Here is an 18,206-nt window from a genome sequence, read left to right on the forward strand (position 1 = left end):
TTCCTTTACCACTGGGCATGAGCCGTAGACACCGCAGGCAACGACGCCTGCTCTCTGTGGTCCCCCGGGCGCCGATCCTCCGACTGCGACCCGCTCCACCGCTCCGCGCGGTGTCCGCATGTTGGAACGGGCTATCCGCTTCTTGAGAAGCAGCCCATCATGTAACCTGCACGAAATTTCGCAGAGGGCCAACGTCGTCCCTCGGCACTGCATATGCCACGACGACGACGGGAGAGCCAATGCGTTCCGACGCCTGGTCGCCCATGGACGGTCGCCCCGCCCAGCAGGGGATGTACGACCCCCGTAACGAGCACGACGCCTGTGGTGTCGGGTTCGTGGCCACTCTGACCGGTGTGGCCAGCCATGAGCTGGTCGAGCAGGCGCTGACCGTACTGCGCAACCTCGAGCACCGCGGCGCCACCGGATCCGAGCCCGACTCGGGCGACGGCGCCGGAATCCTGCTCCAGGTACCGGACGCCTTCCTCCGCGCAGAGGTCCCCTTCGGCCTCCCGGAGGCCGGTGGCTACGCCGTCGGAATCGCCTTCCTGCCCGCGGACGACTCCACCGAGGCCGTCCGGAAGCTCGAGAAGATCGCCGCCGAGGAGGGCCTGAAGGTCCTCGGCTGGCGTGAGGTCCCGGTCAGTCCCGACCTCCTCGGCAGCGGCGCCCGCGCCACCATGCCCGAGTTCCGTCAGCTCTTCGTCGCGGACGGTGAGAGCGCCGGCATCGCGCTCGACCGCAAGGCCTTCGTGCTGCGCAAGCGCGCCGAGCGTGAGGCCGCGGTGTACTTCCCCTCGCTCTCCGCCCGCACGATCGTCTACAAGGGCATGCTCACCACCGGGCAGCTGGAGCCGTTCTTCCCGGACCTCTCCGACCGCCGTCTCGCCACCACGGTTGCGCTGGTCCACTCCCGCTTCTCCACGAACACGTTCCCGAGCTGGCCGCTCGCCCACCCGTACCGCTTCGTCGCGCACAACGGCGAGATCAACACGGTCAAGGGCAACCGCAACTGGATGAAGGCCCGCGAGTCCCAGCTCGCGTCGAGCCTCTTCGGTACGGAGCAGCTGGACCGGATCTTCCCCGTCTGCACCCCGGACGCCTCCGACTCCGCCTCCTTCGACGAGGTCCTGGAGCTGCTCCACCTCGGTGGCCGCTCGCTGCCGCACTCGGTGCTGATGATGGTCCCCGAGGCGTGGGAGAACCACGACTCGATGGACCCGGCCCGGCGCGCCTTCTACCAGTACCACTCCACGATGATGGAGCCCTGGGACGGCCCGGCCTGCGTCACCTTCACGGACGGTACCCAGGTCGGCGCGGTCCTCGACCGCAACGGTCTGCGCCCCGGCCGTTACTGGGTCACCGACGACGGCCTCGTCGTCCTCTCCTCCGAGGTCGGTGTCCTGGACATCGCCCCCGCGAAGGTCGTCCGCAAGGGCCGCCTCCAGCCCGGCAAGATGTTCCTCGTCGACACCGCCGAGGGCCGCATCATCGAGGACGACGAGATCAAGGCGGGCCTCGCCGCCGAGCAGCCGTACCAGGAGTGGCTGGAGACCGGCGAGATCGAGCTGGAGGATCTCCCCGAGCGCGAGCACATCGTGCACACGCACGCCTCCGTCACCCGCCGCCAGCAGACCTTCGGCTACACCGAGGAAGAGCTCCGCGTCATCCTCGCGCCGATGGCCCGCACCGCCGGCGAGCCGCTCGGCTCCATGGGCACGGACTCGCCGATCGCGGCCCTGTCCGAGCGTCCCCGGCTGCTCTTCGACTACTTCACCCAGCTGTTCGCGCAGGTCACCAACCCGCCGCTGGACGCCATCCGCGAGGAGCTCGTCACCTCGCTGCGCTCCACGCTCGGCCCGCAGGGCAACCTGCTGGAGCCGACCGCCGCGTCGTGCCGCAGCGTCACGCTGCCGTTCCCGGTGATCGACAACGACGAGCTGGCCAAGCTGATACACATCAATGCCGACGGCGACATGCCGGGCATGAAGGCCGCCACGCTCTCCGGTCTCTACCGGGTCAGCGGCAGCGGTGAGGCCCTCGCCGCCCGGATCGAGCAGATCTGCACCGAGGTCGACGCCGCCATAGAGGACGGCGCCCGCCTGATCGTCCTGTCCGACCGGCACTCCGACGCCGAGCACGCGCCGATCCCGTCGCTGCTGCTCACCTCGGCCGTCCACCACCACCTCATCCGTACCAAGCAGCGCACCCAGGTGGGTCTGCTGGTCGAGGCCGGGGACGTCCGCGAGGTCCATCACGTCGCGCTGCTGATCGGTTACGGCGCCGCCGCGGTCAACCCGTACCTGGCGATGGAGTCCGTCGAGGACCTGGTCCGGGCCGGCACGTTCATCGAGGGCATCGAGCCCGAGCAGGCCATCCGGAACCTGATCTACGCGCTCGGCAAGGGCGTCCTGAAGGTCATGTCCAAGATGGGCATCTCGACCGTCGCCTCCTACCGTGGCGCCCAGGTCTTCGAGGCCGTCGGTCTCGACGAGGCCTTCGTCTCGAAGTACTTCAACGGCACCGCGACCAAGATCGGCGGCGCCGGACTCGACGTCGTCGCCAAGGAGGTCGCCGCCCGGCACGCCAAGGGCTACCCCGCCTCCGGCATCTCCGCCTCGCACCGCGCGCTGGAGATCGGCGGCGAGTACCAGTGGCGCCGCGAGGGCGAGCCGCACCTGTTCGACCCGGAGACGGTCTTCCGCCTCCAGCACGCCACCCGCAACCGCCGGTACGACATCTTCAAGAAGTACACGGACCGGGTGAACGAGCAGTCCGAGCGCCTGATGACGCTCCGCGGCCTGTTCGGCTTCAAGTCGGACCGCGAGGCGATCCCGGTCGACGAGGTCGAGTCCGTCTCCGAAATCGTCAAGCGGTTCTCCACCGGCGCCATGTCGTACGGCTCGATCTCCCGCGAGGCGCACGAGACCCTCGCCATCGCCATGAACCAGCTGGGCGGCAAGTCCAACACCGGTGAGGGCGGCGAGGACGCCGACCGGCTCTACGACCCGGCGCGCCGCTCGTCCATCAAGCAGGTCGCCTCCGGCCGCTTCGGTGTGACCAGCGAGTACCTGGTCAACGCGGACGACATCCAGATCAAGATGGCGCAGGGTGCCAAGCCCGGCGAGGGCGGCCAGCTGCCCGGCCACAAGGTCTACCCGTGGGTCGCCAAGACCCGGCACTCCACCCCGGGTGTCGGTCTGATCTCCCCGCCGCCGCACCACGACATCTACTCCATCGAGGACCTGGCTCAGCTGATCCACGACCTCAAGAACGCCAACCCCGCGGCCCGCATCCACGTGAAGCTGGTCTCCGAGGTCGGCGTCGGCACGGTCGCCGCAGGTGTCTCCAAGGCGCACGCGGACGTCGTCCTGATCTCCGGCCACGACGGCGGAACGGGCGCCTCGCCGCTCACCTCGCTGAAGCACGCGGGCGGCCCCTGGGAGCTCGGCCTCGCCGAGACCCAGCAGACCCTGCTGCTCAACGGCCTGCGCGACCGCATCGTCGTGCAGACCGACGGCCAGCTGAAGACCGGCCGCGACGTCGTCATCGCCGCGCTGCTGGGCGCCGAGGAGTTCGGTTTCGCGACCGCGCCGCTCGTCGTCTCGGGCTGCGTCATGATGCGGGTCTGCCACCTCGACACCTGCCCGGTCGGCATCGCCACCCAGAACCCGGTCCTGCGTGACCGGTTCTCCGGCAAGGCCGAGTACGTCGTCAACTTCTTCGAGTTCATCGCCCAGGAAGTCCGCGAGCTCCTCGCCGAGCTCGGCTTCCGTACGATCGAGGAGGCCGTCGGCCACGCCGAGCTGCTGGACACCGACCGTGCGGTCACGCACTGGAAGGCGCAGGGCCTCGACCTGGAGCCCCTGTTCTACGTCCCGGAGCTGCCCGAGGGTGCGGTCCGCCACCAGCAGATCGCGCAGGACCACGGTCTCGCCAAGGCGCTCGACAACGAGCTGATCAAGCTCGCCGCCGACGCCCTGAACGCGGACAGTGCCGCGGACGCGCAGCCGGTCCGGGCCCAGATCGCGATCCGGAACATCAACCGGACCGTCGGCACCATGCTCGGCCACGAGGTGACGAAGAAGTTCGGCGGTGCCGGTCTGCCGCAGGACACCATCGACATCACCTTCACCGGCTCCGCCGGCCAGTCGTTCGGCGCGTTCGTGCCGAGCGGTGTGACGCTGCGCCTGGAGGGCGACGCCAACGACTACGTCGGCAAGGGCCTCTCCGGTGGCCGCGTCATCGTCCGCCCGGACCGCGGCGCCGACCACCTCGCCGAGTACTCCACCATCGCGGGCAACACCATCGCCTACGGCGCGACCGGCGGCGAGCTGTTCCTGCGCGGCCGCACCGGTGAGCGGTTCTGCGTCCGCAACTCCGGCGCGACCGTCGTCTCGGAAGGCGTGGGCGACCACGGCTGCGAGTACATGACCGGTGGTCACGCCGTCGTCCTCGGTGAGACCGGGCGCAACTTCGCCGCCGGCATGTCGGGCGGTGTCGCGTACGTCGTCGACCTGGACCGCGACAACGTCAACGTCGGCAACCTCGGTGCGATCGAGGAACTCTCCGACACCGACAAGCAGTGGCTGCACGACGTCGTGCGCCGCCACCAGGAGGAGACGGGCTCCACCGTCGCCGAGAAGCTGCTTGCCGAGTGGGACACCGCGGTGGCCCGCTTCAGCAAGATCATCCCGTCCACCTACAAGGCAGTGCTCGCCGCCAAGGACGCCGCTGAGCTCGCCGGTCTCTCCGAGCAGGAGACCACCGAGAAGATGATGGAGGCGGCGACCAATGGCTGACCCCAAGGGCTTCCTGACCACCGGGCGCGAGGCCGCCAAGACCCGCCCCGTGGGCGAGCGCGTCAAGGACTGGAACGAGGTCTACGTTCCGGGCTCGCTGCTCCCGATCATCAGCAAGCAGGCCGGCCGCTGCATGGACTGCGGCATCCCGTTCTGCCACAACGGCTGTCCGCTGGGGAACCTCATCCCCGAGTGGAACGACTACGCCTACCGCGAGGACTGGACGGCCGCGTCCGAGCGCCTGCACGCGACGAACAACTTCCCGGAGTTCACGGGCCGTCTGTGCCCCGCTCCGTGCGAGTCGGCGTGCGTCCTCGGCATCAACCAGCCGGCCGTCACCATCAAGAACGTCGAAGTCTCGATCATCGACAAGGCGTGGGACAGCGGCGACGTCACCCCGCAGCCGCCCGAGCGGCTGTCCGGCAAGACCGTCGCGGTCATCGGCTCGGGCCCGGCGGGTCTCGCCGCCGCCCAGCAGCTGACCCGGGCCGGTCACACGGTCGCCGTCTACGAGCGTGCGGACCGCATCGGGGGCCTTCTCCGGTACGGCATCCCCGAGTTCAAGATGGAGAAGTCGCACATCAACCGCCGCATCGAGCAGATGCGCGCGGAAGGCACCAAGTTCCGTACGGAGGTGGAGATCGGCAAGGACCTCGATGCCGCCAAGCTCCGCCGCCGGTACGACGCGGTCGTCATCGCCGCCGGTGCCACCGTCTCCCGCGACCTGCCCGTCCCGGGCCGTGAGCTGAACGGCGTGCACTTCGCGATGGAGTACCTGCCGCTCGCCAACAAGGTGCAGGAGGGCGACCTGACGGTCTCCCCGATCTCCGCCGAGGGCAAGCACGTCGTCGTCATCGGCGGCGGCGACACCGGCGCCGACTGCGTCGGTACCGCCCACCGGCAGGGCGCGGCCTCCGTCACCCAGCTGGAGATCATGCCGAAGCCGGGCGAGGAGCGGAACGCCAACCAGCCCTGGCCGACCTTCCCGATGCTGTACAAGGTCACCTCGGCGCACGAGGAGGGCGGCGAGCGGGTCTACGCGGTCTCCACCACCCACTTCGAGGGCGACGAGGACGGAAACGTCCAGGCGCTGCACCTCGTCGAGGTGGAGTTCAAGGACGGCAAGCTGGAGCAGAAGCCCGGCACCGAGCGGCGGATCCCGGCGCAGCTGGTCACGCTCGCCATGGGCTTCACCGGCACCGACCAGTCCAACGGCCTCGTCCAGCAGTTCGGTGTGAAGCTCGACGAGCGTGGCAATGTCGCGCGCGACGCGGACTACGCCACCAACGTCGAAGGTGTCTTCGTCGCCGGTGACGCGGGCCGCGGCCAGTCCCTCATCGTGTGGGCCATCGCCGAGGGCCGCTCCGCGGCGCGTGGTGTGGACCGCTTCCTGACCGGGGCCAGCGCACTGCCGGCCCCGATCCGCCCGACGGACCGTTCCCTGACGGTCTGAGCACCACCAGCACCACCAACAGACGTCCCGTACAACGGCGTACGGAACTGAACGCGGCGCCTGCCCGTCCCCGACCGGACGATTCGGCAGGCGCCGTGGCGCGTCCGGGGACGGTCCCCGTACCCGCCGGCCGGACGGCTCAGGCCACCGCCCCTCCGGTCAGCTGTGATGTCTTGAGCACCACCAGGGCGACAAGCAGCACGAGCAACACCGCACACCCGGCGATCTGCACGGCGGTACGGCGCTTCGCGGGCGCGTAGGCGAGCACGGCCATGACGATGCCGCCGGTGAGAAGGCCGCCCAGATGCCCCTGCCACGAGGTGAACCCCGCGGAGATCAGCATCCAGATCAGGAACCCGGCCAGGAACCGGTTGACCGCCTGCATGTCCCGTCCGAGCCGTCGGTTGATGACGTAGAAGGCCGCCGCGAGCCCGAAGATCGCCCCCGACGCGCCCACCGCGGCCTGGCCCGGCGCGATCAGATACACCAGCACCGAACCGCCCAGCGCGGACAGCAGATACAGCGCGAGATAGCGCCCTCGGCCGAGCTGCTCCTCGACGACCCGGCCCAGATTCCACAGCCCGTACATGTTGAAGACGATGTGCAGCACCCCGAACGGTATGGAACCGAACGACGAGTCGCCCGGCGGAAGATGAAGGAAGGCCCCGGTCAGCAGTCGGTACCACTCGCCGTCCACCACACCGACCGCGTCGAACCCGGGGATGTTCCCGCTCTCGTACACGTACTGACTGCCGTCGGGACCGTTCAGGCCCGCGCCGAGCATCCCGAACCGGTCGACGATCTCCGGACGGATCAGCTCGCCCAGGTACGCCAGTACGTTCAGGCCTATCAGTACGTAGGTCACGACGGGCACCGCCGTCCTCGACACCGCGCCGCCGAAGACCGTGCGCGCCTGCCGGACCGAGCGCTGTCCCTCCTTCACGCACTCCACGCAGTGGTGGCCGACCGCGGCCTCACGCATGCAGTCGGGGCAGATGTAGCGGTCGCAGCGGGTACAGCGCACGTACGTCTCGTAGGACGGATGGCGATAGCACGTGGTGACGGCGGCCTCCATGGCCGGCTCCTTCACTGGTGGGCGGTCACAGGGGCCGGTGGGGCGGCGGCGATCAAGATAGCGAACACCGCCAAGAGCACCGCAGCCGGGTACGAGCGGATAAGGGCAGGTCCGCCACGGTGACGTAACCTCGTAACTCCCCGTACCAGGAACGGAGTGCCGGATGGCAGCCATCAGCCTGCGCAAGGTCGAGGAGACGGCGCCCGCGCTGGTCAGCCTCTACAGGAGTGCGGGGGTCTCGCTCCAGAAGCACGGGCTGAGCGGGGAGCGGGCGGCGGTCTATCTCGTCCTCGACTACTCCGGCTCCATGAAGGAGTACTACAAGGACGGCAGCGTCCAGGCCCTCGCCGACCGGGTGCTCGGTCTGTCGGCCCATTTCGACGACGACGGCCGCGTGCCCGTCGTCCTCTTCTCCACCGACATCGACGCGGTCACCGAGATAGCCCTGGACAACCACCGCGGGCGCGTCGACGAGATCGTGGCGGGCCTCGGGCACATGGGGAAGACGAGCTATCACCTGGCCATGGACGCGGTCATCGATCATTACATCGACAGTGGCTCGACCGCGCCCGCACTCGTCGTCTTCCAGACCGACGGCGGTCCGATCAACAAGACGGCGGCCGAGCGCTATCTCTGCAAGGCGGCGAAACTGCCGATGTTCTGGCAGTTCATCGGCTTCGGCAACAAGCGCAGTTCGCAGTTCGACTTCCTGCACAAGCTCGACGAACTGGCCGTTCCCGCACAGCGTCCCGTCGACAACGCAGGCTTCTTCCACGCCGGACTCGACCCGCGGCAGGTCCCGGACGCCGTTCTGTACGACCGGCTCGTCGCCGAATTCCCGCACTGGCTGGCCGCGGCCCGAGCGCAGAGGATCGTCAAGTGACGCTACGAGTGCTGAGGGCGGCCGACCGCCCGGCCGTGCCCTGGAAGAACGGCGGGGGAGTCACCCGGGAGATCGCCGCGTCCCCCGGGGGCGCACCGCTGGACGCCTTCGACTGGCGGGTCAGTCTCGCCGACGTGTCCGCGGACGGGCCGTTCTCCTCGTTCCCGGGCGTCGACCGCACGCTGACCGTGGTCGAGGGCGCCGGGATGGATCTGATGGTGGGCGGCGAACACCACATCGTCGACGAGCAGTACTGGCCGCACGACTTCCCCGGAGACCTGGAGACGGCCGGACGGCTGCTCGGCGGCCCGGTCATGAACCTCAATGTGATGTACCGCAGAGAACGTACGACGGCGGAGGTCGCTGTCGTACGCGGCACCCTCCGGCTGTCGGCGCCGCAGGGCGGTACGGTCCTGGCCGTCGCGCTGGAGGACGGTGCGGTGCTCGACGGCCGGGACATCGAACTCGACCGCTACGACGCGGTGGTCGCCGACAGCGCGTCGCCCGGAGTGCTCCGGACCCAGGGCTGGGCGCTCCTGGTCACGCTGTCCGCCGGATAGTCCCGATCACGCACCGGGAACCCGGTACCGGTGTGTCTGCGACATCTTCGGCGGTCCGGACGTCATGGGCAGGCCCAGTTTCTCGGCGATCGGCAGCATCACGGCGCCGAACCTCTCCGCGGCCTCGGGGGACTCCCACAGGTCGAAGAGCTCGACGCCCGAATGGGTCACTGTGCAGACCTGCGACAGGCAGCCGGCGAACGGGTCTTCGGGCAGTGCCTGAAGTTCCCTGTGGAGAGCGTCGTACTGGTCGGCCGTGACGCCCGACAGAGTGGCATGCACGAAGATCGCCATCGTCAATCACCTCGGGTTCGCGGGATCAGTCCCTCTCCGCCGCCACGCTGACGGCCATGTGCCCCATACAGCAGAACACGATCGACCCAGGACGGCATCCGATCGGGTGGCTGCCCGGAAAACCGGACAGAAGATGTCGGGATTCAAGGGTTCGATGGAGTCATGACATCGACTTCCTGGGCAGCGTTCCAGTCGGCGGAGCCGGACTTCGCCGAGACCGTTCGGGCCCGCTTCGGGCTGTACAAGCACCACGTCCTGGCCACCCTGCGCAAGGACGGCTCGCCGCGTGTGACCGGGCTGGAGGTGGACTTCCGCTTCGGAGAGCTGTGGCTCGGCATGATGCCGAACTCGCGCAAGGCACTCGACCTGCGGCGAGATCCGCGGTTCGCGGTGCAGGCCAACCCGGGACCGGACGACACGATGGCCGACGCCGACGTCCGGATCTCCGGCCGCGCGGTGGAGGAGACCGACCCCGGCGTCCTGGCCCGCTTCGTCGAGGAGGCCAAGCCGCCGGAGCCGTTCCACCTGTTCCGCACGGAACTGACGGAGGTGGTCCGCACGGGGTTGAAGGGCGAAGAACTGATCATCCAGACCTGGCGCCCGGGCGCCCCGCTGCGCACACTCCACCGGGGAAATGACGACAGCACCCCGCGCGAGGCGACCTGAATCGACCGGCCCGGCGGGGCCGGCCGGGGCGAAGCCCCCGGCCCGGGTCCCGTCGAGTCCGCCGGGCGGGAGAACCAGGCGCGTCGAGGGGGTCCCATGCGCTTCGGACGTCGGACCACGGCGGGAGATCAACGGCGAAGCGGCCACCGGGCACCCCCGGCCACCAGCCGCTCCCGGCAATCCCCCCGCACCCCCCAGGCATCCCGCAACGGACCCGCCTTCCGCATCCACACCGAGAGATCCAGCTCCTCGGTGTACCCCACCGCCCCATGCAGCTGCAGCGCGGTCCGCGCCGCCGCGTATGCCGCTTCGCCGGCCGCGACCTTCGCCGCCGCCACATCCGCTCCCGCGTGCGGCGCCCCTTCGGCGAGCGCCGCCGCAGCCCCGTACAGCAGCGGACGGGCGAACTCCAGGCCGATCAGCGTGTCCGCCAGTCGATGCTTGACCGCCTGGAACGATCCGATCGCCACCCCGAACTGGGTGCGCTGCTTCACGTACGCGACCGTGGCCCGCAGCAGCGCCTCGCCCGTTCCGAGCGCCTGCGCCGCCGTGGCGAACGCCGCCCAGTCCGCGGCCGCGCCGGCCGCCTCCACCACCCGCGGCCCCGAGGCGAGCAGCTGTCCGCCGGGCTCGACCCGGAACAGCCGCCGTGCCGGATCGGACGAAGCGTGGAGCGGGCCGTGTCCGGACGCGAGCCGCAGCTCGTCCCCCGACACCACGAACACCGCGTCCACGGCGTCCGCGTCCAGCGCGAACGCCCCGTCGTCGAGCAGGAGAGTCGCCGACACCGTCCCCGACGCCATGCGGGGCAGCCACTCCTTCGCCACCGGACCGCCCACCCGGCTCAGCAGTACCCCCGCCGCCACCGTCTCCACCACCGGCCCCGGCACCGCGTGCCGCCCCAGCTCCAGGAAGGCCACCGCGAGTTCCACCGGGAGCGGTCCGAGACCCTCGTACGCCTCCGGTATCGCGAGCGCGAACACCCCCGCCTCTGCGAGCCGCGCCCACAGGGCCCGCCCCGGCCCGTGCTCCCCGGCGCCCCACGCCCGGACCGCCGCGGGCGTCTGCGCGGCCGACAGCATCGAGTCCAGCGAGCGGGCGAAATCGCGCTGCCCGTCGTCGAGGAGGAATCGCATCAGCGCCGTCCCTTCGGCAGGCCGAGCAGCCGCTCGGCGATGATGTCCCGCTGGATCTCGTTCGTGCCGGCGTAGATCGGGCCCGCGAGGGAGAAGACGTATCCCTGCGCCCACTCGCCCTCCGCCAGTTCGCCGTCCGGGCCGAGCAGATCGAGCGCCGTCTCGTGCAGCGCGATGTCGTACTCCGACCAGAACACCTTGTTCAGACTCGACTCGGCGCCGGTGCCCCCCGCTCTCGGCTCCGTCCGGGCCGCTTCACCCGCCGCGAAGCGCGACGCATGGGTGTACGTGAACAGCTGGTACGCGCGCGCCCCGATCAGCGCGTCCGCGACCCGGTCCCGCATTGCCGTGTCCGACGGGTCGCCGTGGGTACACCACAGCTCGGCCAGCCGGTCCGCGGCGGCCAGGAACCGGCCGGGGGAGCGCAGCGTCAGCCCGCGCTCGTCGCCGGTGGCCGACATGGCGATGCGCCAGCCCTGCCCCGGCTCGCCGATGATGTCCTCGTCCGGTACGAACACCTCGTCCAGGAAGAGTTCGGCGAAGGCCGGTTTGCCGTCGAGCCGTCCGATCGGCCGGACGGAGACGCCCGGCGCCGACAGGTCGAACATCAGATAGGTCAGCCCGTGGTGCGGCTTCGCGGCCTCGGGGTCCGTGCGGAAGATCCCGAACGCCCGGTCCGCGAACGCGGCCCGTGAGGACCAGGTCTTCTGCCCCGAAAGCAGCCAGCCGCCGTCCGTGCGCACCGCGCGCGACCGGAGCGACGCCAGGTCCGAGCCCGACTCCGGCTCGGACCAGGCCTGCGCCCAGATCACCTCGCCACTGGCCATCGGCGGCAGGACCCGGGCCCGCTGCTCGTCCGTCGCGTGGTCGAAGAGTGTCGGGGCGAGCAGGTTGATGCCGTTCTGCGAGACCCGGCCGGGGCCGCCCGCCGCGTAGTACTCCTCCTCGAAGATCAGCCACTCGAAGATGTCGGCGCCCCGGCCGCCGTACGCGGACGGCCAGGAGACGACCGACCAGCGGTCCGCGTGGAGCCGCGCCTCCCACTCCCGGTGCGCGGCGAAACCTTCCGCCGTCTCCAGGGAGGGCAGCGGTTCGGCGGGCACATGGGTCCGCAGCCACTGCCGGGCCTCGGCCCGGAACGCGTCCTGATCGGGGGTGAAGGTCAGATCCATCGGACGCCCGCCCTCTCTGTCGTCATCGGGCCCATCCTTCCCTAACAAGTGTTTGGTAGGTTAACGTACGAGCACGAGGCCGTCGAGGAGCCGGGCACCCGAGGAGGCAGGGGCGTGAGCGCACCGCAGTACGTACCGGGACACCAGCTGCTGGCCGGCCGGACCGCCGTCATCACCGCGGCCGCCGGCGCCGGGATCGGCGGCGCCACCGCCCGTAGATTCCTGGAGGAAGGCGCCCGCGTCGCCATCGGCGACGCACACGCCCGCCGGCTCAAGGAGACCGAGCAGGCGCTCGCCGAGGAGTTCGGCGCCGCGAACGTCACCTCCCTGCCCTGCGACGTCACCGACGAGACCCAGGTCCAGGCCCTCTTCGCCCACGCCGAACAGGCCCACGGCTGCCTCGACATCGTCGTCAACAACGCCGGACTCGGCGGTACCGCCGAGCTCACCGAGATGACCGACGCACAGTGGTCCAAGGTCCTCGACGTCACCCTGACCGGCACCTTCCGCTGCACCCGCGCCGCCCTGCGCTCCCTCAGGTCCGCGGGCCGCGGTGGCGTCGTCGTCAACAACGCCTCGGTCGTCGGCTGGCGCGCCCAGACCGGCCAGGCCCACTACGCGGCCGCGAAGGCAGGTGTCATGGCGCTCACCCGGTGCGCCGCGGTCGAGGCGGCCGCATACGGCGTACGGGTCAACGCCGTCGCCCCCAGCCTCGCCATGCACCCCCACCTGGTGAAGGTCACCTCCGCCGAACTCCTCGACCAGCTGACCCGTAAGGAGGCCTTCGGCCGGTATGCCGAACCCTGGGAGATCGCCAACGTCATCGTCTTCCTGGCCAGCGGCTACTCCTCGTACATGACGGGCGAAGTGGTCCCCGTCAGCAGCCAACATGCCTGACCGGGCACCCGCCGGGGCGTCCGCGGCGGGCAGCGTACAGGCGGAGAATGGGCGGGTGCCTACCAAGAAGAAGCCCCAGGTGACCCCCTCGCCCGAGCGGCGCCGCGAACTGCTCGACACCGCCGCCGAGGTCTTCGCCGCGCAGGGATACAACGCCACCACAGTCCGCAGGATCGCGGACGAGGCGGGCATGCTCGCGGGCAGCCTCTACTACCACTTCGATTCCAAGGAATCGATGATCGACGAGATCCTCTCGACCTTCCTCACCGAACTCTGGGAGGGCTACGACGCGGTGCTCGCCGCCGACCTCGGCCCCCGCGAGACGATCGAGGCCCTCGTCACCGAGTCCTTCCGGGAGATCGATCGGCACCGCGCGGCCGTCGCCATCTACCAGAAGGAGTCCAAGCACCTCGCCACCCAGCCGCGCTTCGCCTATCTCGTCGACTCCCAGCAGAAGTTCGAGAAGGCCTGGCTCGGCACGCTGGAACGCGGCGTCGCCGCCGCGGTCTTCCGCGCCGACCTCGACATCCGGCTCACGTACCGGTTCGTCCGCGACACCGTCTGGGTCGCGGCCTCCTGGTACCGGCCCGGCGGACAGCACAGCCCCGAGGAGATCGCCCGCCAGTACCTCTCGATGGTCCTGGACGGGATCGCACTCGACACCTGACCCCACCCGAGCTCACCGAGGAGCAGCAGCCATGGCCGAGGCCTACATCGTCGAAGCGGTACGCACCCCCGTCGGCCGCCGCAAGGGTGGCCTCGGGGCCGTCCACCCCGCCGACCTCGGCGCCCATGTCCTGCGGGCCCTCGTCGAGCGCGCCGGCATCGACCCGGTGGCCGTCGAGGACGTCGTCTTCGGCTGCCTCGACACCGTCGGGCCGCAGGCCGGCGACATCGCCCGGACCTGCTGGCTGGCCGCCGGACTGCCCGAAGAGGTCCCCGGCGTCACCGTCGACCGCCAGTGCGGCTCCTCGCAGCAGGCCGTCCACTTCGCCGCCCAGGGTGTCCTCTCCGGCACCCAGGACCTGGTCGTCGCGGGCGGCACCCAGAACATGACGCAGATCCCGATCGCGTTCGCCTCCCGTCAGGCCGCCGAGCCCCTCGGCCTCACCGAAGGCCCGTACGCGGGCAGCGAGGGCTGGCGCGCCCGGTACGGCGACCAGCCGGTCAACCAGTTCCACGGCGCCCAGCTGATTGCCGAGAAGTGGGGCATCAGCCGCCGCGACATGGAGGAGTTCGCGCTCCGCTCCCACCGGCGGGCGATCCGCGCCGTCGACGAGGGCCGCTTCGCCCGCGAGACCGTCGCGTACGGGGACGTCACCGTCGACGAGGGACCGCGCCGCGACACCACCCTGGAGAAGATGGCCGCGCTCCCGCCTGTCCTGGACGGCGGCACGATCACCGCCGCCTGTTCCTCCCAGGTCTCCGACGGGGCCGCCGCGATGCTCATCGCCTCCGAACGTGCCGTCGCCGAACACGGCCTCACCCCGCGTGCCCGCATCCACCACCTCTCGGTACGCGGCGAGGACCCGATCCGGATGCTGTCGGCGCCCGTCCCGGCCACCGCGTACGCACTGAAGAAGGCCGGCATGACCATCGACGACATCGACCTGGTCGAGATCAACGAGGCGTTCGCGCCGGTGGTGCTGGCCTGGCTGAAGGAGACCGGCGCCGACCCGGACAGGGTCAACGTCAACGGCGGGGCGATCGCGCTCGGTCACCCACTCGGCGCCACCGGCACCCGACTCATGACGACGCTGCTGCACGAGCTGGAGCGCACGGGCGGCCGCTACGGCCTGCAGACCATGTGCGAGGGCGGCGGACAGGCGAACGTGACGATCATCGAAAGGCTCTGAGCCGGTCGTGCCAAGGGTCCCGGGCGGCCGTGCCGGACGGCGGTGGGGCGGATCACACCGCGGATCTGCAGAACGTGCTACGGTTGCCGAGTTGCAGTTTTGGTACCCATGAACTTTATGTGCGCCTGACGGGAATGCTTCCTCAGGCGCATTATTGTTTTCCGGCTTTCTCCGGATGGGGCTCAATGCGGCGACTTGGAATTCGTAAAGTGCGGATTTCCGGCACTGCACCTCTTTAGGAGAATGACATGGCTACTGGAACCGTGAAGTGGTTCAACTCGGAAAAGGGCTTCGGCTTCATCGAGCAGGACGGCGGCGGCGCCGACGTCTTCGCCCACTACTCCAACATCGCCACCTCGGGCTTCCGTGAGCTCCAGGAGGGCCAGAAGGTCTCCTTCGACGTCACGCAGGGCCAGAAGGGCCCGCAGGCGGAGAACATCGTCCCGGCCTAATTGCCGCGACGCGTACCTCGCAGCCGGGGCCCGCACCGTGAAGGTGCGGGTCCCGGCTTGTGCTGTCCCGGGGATGCGCCGAAAGTCCCGGACAGTCCCCAGTAGTTCCCAGGAATCCCCAGGAGGGCAATTCCGTATGACCCGCTCCGAACGCCAGGACCGACCCGCCCGCACTCGCCCGTCGAGGGGGCGCGGCACGGCCCCGGCACAGGCAACCGCCAAGGGTTCCGGCAAGGGATCCGGCAAGGCGTCGCCCCGTCGCAGGGCCACGCCGCCGCAGGGCGAATTCGCCCTGCCCGAATCCATGACCCCCGCACTGCCCGCCGTCGAGGCGTTCGCCGAGCTGGACATGCCCGCCGCCCTGCTGAAGACCCTTGCCGCGCAGGGCGTCACCGACCCGTTCCCGATCCAGGGCGCCACCCTGCCGAACTCGCTCGCCGGTCGGGACATCCTCGGCCGCGGCCGCACCGGCTCCGGTAAGACCCTGGCCTTCGGTCTCGCGCTCCTCGCCCGCACCGCCGGCCGGCGCTCCGAGCCGCGCGCCCCGCTGGCGCTCGTCCTCGTCCCGACCCGCGAGCTCGCCCAGCAGGTCACCGACGCGCTGACGCCGTACGCGACGTCCGTGAACCTGCGTCTCGCCACCGTCGTCGGCGGCATGTCGATCACCAAGCAGTCCGGCACGCTGCGGCGCGGCGCCGAGGTGCTCGTGGCCACGCCCGGCCGGCTGAAGGACCTCATCGAGCGCGGCGACTGCCGGCTCGACCAGGTCTCCATCACCGTCCTCGACGAGGCCGACCAGATGGCCGACATGGGCTTCATGCCGCAGGTCGTCGCGCTGCTCAAGCAGGTCGAGCCGGACGGTCAGCGGATGCTGTTCTCCGCGACCCTGGACAAGAACATCGACCGGCTGGTCAAGATGTTCCTGACCGACCCCGTCGTGCACTCGGTCGACCCGTCCGCGGGCGCCGTGACCACCATGGAGCACCACGTGCTGCATGTGGCCGACGAGACCGACAAGAAGGCCGTCGCCACCAGGATCGCCGCCCGCGAGGGCCGGGTGATCATGTTCGTGGACACCAAGCGGGCTGCCGACCGCTTCGCCAAGCGGCTGCTGGCCAGCGGTGTACGGGCTGCCGCCCTGCACGGCGGACGGTCCCAGCCGCAGCGCAACCGGACGCTCGACCAGTTCAAGAACGGCCAGGTCACCGCGCTCGTGGCGACGAACGTCGCGGCCCGCGGCATCCACGTCGACGACCTCGACCTGGTCGTGAACGTGGACCCGCCGACGGACCACAAGGACTACCTCCACCGCGGTGGGCGCACGGCGCGCGCCGGGGAGTCCGGAAGCGTCGTCACGCTGGTCCTGCCGGAGGAGAAGCGGGAGATGACCCGGCTGATGGCTGACGCGGGCATCGCTCCGCGGACCACCCGGATCAAGTCCAGCGACGAGGAACTCACCCGGATCACCGGGGCCCGTGAGCCGTCCGGCATCGCGGTCGTGGTCGAGGTCCCCCAGCCGACGCAGCCGAAGCCGCGCACGCGGTCGGGCGGTGCGGGTGCCGGTACCGGCGGTACGTTCCGCGCGGGCAGCCGGGGCCGTGGCCGTCGAGGCGGGGCCGGCACCGGCTCCGGGTCCGCTCAGGGCGGCAGCGAGGCGCGCTCGGGCGGTGCGGTTCGGGCCGGCGGAGCGGTTCGCGCCGGCGGATCGGGCCGTGGCAACGGTTCGGGCGCGGGTGCGGGGCGCGCGGGTGGCTCCGGACGAAGCAGCGGCAGTGCGGCCGCGCGAGGCCGCAGGGCGGCGTAGCGACGTACGCGGTGCGGTGACAGGTCGACGACCTGTCACCGCACCGGGGCGCTGCCCCGGACGCCGGTCTCAATCGCCGGACAGGCTTGACGTATCCGCCTGTCCGGCGGTCGAGGCCAACGCCTCCAACGTCCGCTGTGCCTCCTTCATCAACCGGCCCACCAGCTCCGCACAGCTCGGCAGGTCCTCGATGACACCGGCCACCTGGCCCGACGCCATCACCCCCAGGTCCGTCCGGCCGTCGACCATGGATGCCTTCAGCAGCATCGGGGTGTTGGCCGCGAGCAGCACCTGGCTCCAGGACAGATCCTTGCCGTGCCTCATCGCGAGGCCGTCGCGCACCATCCGGGACCAGCTGAGCCCCGAGATCCGCTTGAGGCCCGCCGCCCGGCACACCGCCTGGACCAGGGCCCTCGTGCGGCCCGCGTGCTCCAGCGCGGCGACCATCTCCGTACGCAGCATCCGGTGCGGCAGCCCGTCCACGGCCGTGGTGACCGTGACGTCCCTGACACCCGCCGCCAGGTAGCGGGCCTTCACCGCGTCCGGGACCGTCGAGTCCGACGTCAGCAGGAACCGTGTGCCCATCGCGATGCCCGCCGCTCCGTACGCCAGCGCCGCGACCAGTCCGCGGCCGTCGTGGAAGCCGCCCGCCGCGATCACCGGGATGTCCACCGCGTCCACCACCTGCGGCAGCAGCACCGTCGTCGCCACCTCGCCCGTGTGCCCGCCGCCCTCGCCGCCCTGCACGATCACCGCGTCCGCGCCCCACGCCGCGACCTTCTCGGCATGACGCCGCGCGCCGACCGAAGGAACGACGACCACCCCCGCGTCCTTCAGCTCGGCGATCAGCTCCTGCGACGGGGCCAGCGCGAACGACGCGACCTTCACACCCTCGTCGACGACGATCCGTACGCGCTCGCGCGCGTCACCGGCGTCGGCGCGCAGATTGACCCCGAACGGCGCCTGCGTACGGGACTTGACCTCCCGTACCGCCGCGCGCAGCTGCTCCACGGTCATCGTCGCGGAACCCAGAATGCCCAGCGCACCGGCTTCGGCGGTGGCGGAGACCAACCGGGGCCCGGCGACCCAGCCCATGCCGGTCTGCACGATCGGGTACCGGACGCCGACCAGCTCGGTGAGGGGCGTGCGCATCTGATCC

The 18,206-nt window shown here is 70.5% G+C and carries 15 protein-coding genes; 10 read left to right on the forward strand and 5 right to left on the reverse strand.

All coding sequences use genetic code 11. The features are described 5' to 3' along the window. Positions 1–239: 239 nt before the first annotated feature. Positions 240–4,799 carry a glutamate synthase large subunit gene (gltB, locus tag OG963_RS32480; protein WP_319325410.1) on the forward strand — a complete coding sequence of 1,520 codons (4,560 nt, stop codon included), beginning with the start codon at positions 240–242 and terminating at the stop codon, positions 4,797–4,799. Further along, complete coding sequence (locus OG963_RS32485; RefSeq protein ID WP_093771687.1) at positions 4,792–6,252, forward strand: glutamate synthase subunit beta; 1,461 nt, start codon at positions 4,792–4,794, stop codon at positions 6,250–6,252. The genes gltB and OG963_RS32485 overlap by 8 nt, the downstream gene beginning before the upstream one ends. Positions 6,253–6,391: 139 nt before the next feature. Here OG963_RS32485 and OG963_RS32490 read toward each other — a convergent pair whose 3' ends face one another. Beyond that, the gene (locus tag OG963_RS32490) at positions 6,392–7,327 is read right to left on the reverse strand and encodes a rhomboid family intramembrane serine protease (RefSeq protein WP_371799740.1); all 936 of its coding nucleotides are present in this window, start codon (positions 7,325–7,327) and stop codon (positions 6,392–6,394) included. A gap of 163 nt (positions 7,328–7,490) precedes the next feature. Between OG963_RS32490 and OG963_RS32495 the strand changes: the two genes are divergently transcribed. Beyond that, the gene (locus tag OG963_RS32495) at positions 7,491–8,210 is read left to right on the forward strand and encodes a VWA domain-containing protein (RefSeq protein ID WP_093771691.1); all 720 of its coding nucleotides are present in this window, start codon (positions 7,491–7,493) and stop codon (positions 8,208–8,210) included. Continuing rightward, the gene (locus tag OG963_RS32500; RefSeq protein WP_371799741.1) at positions 8,207–8,770 is read left to right on the forward strand and encodes a HutD family protein; all 564 of its coding nucleotides are present in this window, start codon (positions 8,207–8,209) and stop codon (positions 8,768–8,770) included. The genes OG963_RS32495 and OG963_RS32500 overlap by 4 nt, the downstream gene beginning before the upstream one ends. Before the next feature lie 6 nt (positions 8,771–8,776). Here OG963_RS32500 and OG963_RS32505 read toward each other — a convergent pair whose 3' ends face one another. After that, on the reverse strand, positions 8,777–9,064 hold the full coding sequence (locus OG963_RS32505; RefSeq protein ID WP_093771695.1) for a hypothetical protein: 288 nt from the start codon (positions 9,062–9,064) through the stop codon (positions 8,777–8,779). Between the two features lie 162 nt (positions 9,065–9,226). On the opposite strand from OG963_RS32505, the gene OG963_RS32510 reads away from it, so the two are divergent. Next, complete coding sequence (locus OG963_RS32510) at positions 9,227–9,730, forward strand: pyridoxamine 5'-phosphate oxidase family protein (protein ID WP_093771697.1); 504 nt, start codon at positions 9,227–9,229, stop codon at positions 9,728–9,730. A gap of 128 nt (positions 9,731–9,858) precedes the next feature. Here OG963_RS32510 and OG963_RS32515 read toward each other — a convergent pair whose 3' ends face one another. Together OG963_RS32515 and OG963_RS32520 are read right to left on the reverse strand one after the other, a co-directional pair. Further along, entirely contained in the window at positions 9,859–10,866 is a 1,008-nt protein-coding gene (locus tag OG963_RS32515) for an acyl-CoA dehydrogenase family protein (protein WP_093771699.1), read from the reverse strand. Continuing rightward, entirely contained in the window at positions 10,866–12,038 is a 1,173-nt protein-coding gene (locus tag OG963_RS32520; RefSeq protein ID WP_093771701.1) for an acyl-CoA dehydrogenase family protein, read from the reverse strand. Before OG963_RS32520 ends, OG963_RS32515 begins: the two co-directional genes overlap by 1 nt. 114 nt (positions 12,039–12,152) lie before the next feature. Here OG963_RS32520 and OG963_RS32525 point away from each other — a divergent pair, with 114 nt between their 5' ends. The 5 genes from OG963_RS32525 (at position 12,153) to OG963_RS32545 (ending at position 17,047) form a co-directional block, all read left to right on the forward strand. Then, a complete protein-coding gene (locus OG963_RS32525) occupies positions 12,153–12,935 on the forward strand; it encodes an SDR family oxidoreductase (RefSeq protein ID WP_093771703.1) in 783 nt (260 codons plus the stop codon). A gap of 55 nt (positions 12,936–12,990) precedes the next feature. Beyond that, the gene (locus OG963_RS32530) at positions 12,991–13,602 is read left to right on the forward strand and encodes a TetR/AcrR family transcriptional regulator (RefSeq protein ID WP_030919525.1); all 612 of its coding nucleotides are present in this window, start codon (positions 12,991–12,993) and stop codon (positions 13,600–13,602) included. A gap of 31 nt (positions 13,603–13,633) precedes the next feature. Continuing rightward, positions 13,634–14,791, forward strand: a complete 1,158-nt coding sequence (locus tag OG963_RS32535) for an acetyl-CoA C-acetyltransferase (RefSeq protein ID WP_093771705.1) — start codon at positions 13,634–13,636, stop codon at positions 14,789–14,791. Positions 14,792–15,039: 248 nt separating this feature from the next. Then, positions 15,040–15,243 carry a cold-shock protein gene (locus OG963_RS32540; RefSeq protein ID WP_003969786.1) on the forward strand — a complete coding sequence of 68 codons (204 nt, stop codon included), beginning with the start codon at positions 15,040–15,042 and terminating at the stop codon, positions 15,241–15,243. 136 nt (positions 15,244–15,379) lie between these two features. Beyond that, on the forward strand, positions 15,380–17,047 hold the full coding sequence (locus tag OG963_RS32545) for a DEAD/DEAH box helicase (protein WP_093929649.1): 1,668 nt from the start codon (positions 15,380–15,382) through the stop codon (positions 17,045–17,047). Positions 17,048–17,116: 69 nt separating this feature from the next. On the opposite strand, the gene OG963_RS32550 is transcribed toward OG963_RS32545, so the two are convergent. Beyond that, positions 17,117–18,199, reverse strand: a complete 1,083-nt coding sequence (locus tag OG963_RS32550) for a nitronate monooxygenase family protein (protein ID WP_093772265.1) — start codon at positions 18,197–18,199, stop codon at positions 17,117–17,119. Positions 18,200–18,206 lie beyond the last annotated feature (7 nt).

The sequence above is a fragment of the Streptomyces sp. NBC_01707 genome, assembly GCF_041438805.1.
Classification (GTDB): domain Bacteria; phylum Actinomycetota; class Actinomycetes; order Streptomycetales; family Streptomycetaceae; genus Streptomyces.

Bases quoted from the DNA above. Each gene is read 5' to 3' on its own strand.
- OG963_RS32535 (WP_093771705.1), top strand. From the start codon at position 13,634: ATGGCCGAGGCCTACATCGTCGAAGCGGTACGCACCCCCGTCGGCCGC.
- OG963_RS32485 (WP_093771687.1), top strand. From the start codon at position 4,792: ATGGCTGACCCCAAGGGCTTCCTGACCACCGGGCGCGAGGCCGCCAAG.
- OG963_RS32505 (WP_093771695.1), bottom strand. From the start codon at position 9,064: ATGGCGATCTTCGTGCATGCCACTCTGTCGGGCGTCACGGCCGACCAG.
- OG963_RS32515 (WP_093771699.1), bottom strand. From the start codon at position 10,866: ATGCGATTCCTCCTCGACGACGGGCAGCGCGATTTCGCCCGCTCGCTG.
- gltB (WP_319325410.1), top strand. From the start codon at position 240: ATGCGTTCCGACGCCTGGTCGCCCATGGACGGTCGCCCCGCCCAGCAG.
- OG963_RS32545 (WP_093929649.1), top strand. From the start codon at position 15,380: ATGACCCGCTCCGAACGCCAGGACCGACCCGCCCGCACTCGCCCGTCG.
- OG963_RS32550 (WP_093772265.1), bottom strand. From the start codon at position 18,199: ATGCGCACGCCCCTCACCGAGCTGGTCGGCGTCCGGTACCCGATCGTG.
- OG963_RS32540 (WP_003969786.1), top strand. From the start codon at position 15,040: ATGGCTACTGGAACCGTGAAGTGGTTCAACTCGGAAAAGGGCTTCGGC.
- OG963_RS32490 (WP_371799740.1), bottom strand. From the start codon at position 7,327: ATGGAGGCCGCCGTCACCACGTGCTATCGCCATCCGTCCTACGAGACG.
- OG963_RS32510 (WP_093771697.1), top strand. From the start codon at position 9,227: ATGACATCGACTTCCTGGGCAGCGTTCCAGTCGGCGGAGCCGGACTTC.
- OG963_RS32520 (WP_093771701.1), bottom strand. From the start codon at position 12,038: ATGGATCTGACCTTCACCCCCGATCAGGACGCGTTCCGGGCCGAGGCC.
- OG963_RS32495 (WP_093771691.1), top strand. From the start codon at position 7,491: ATGGCAGCCATCAGCCTGCGCAAGGTCGAGGAGACGGCGCCCGCGCTG.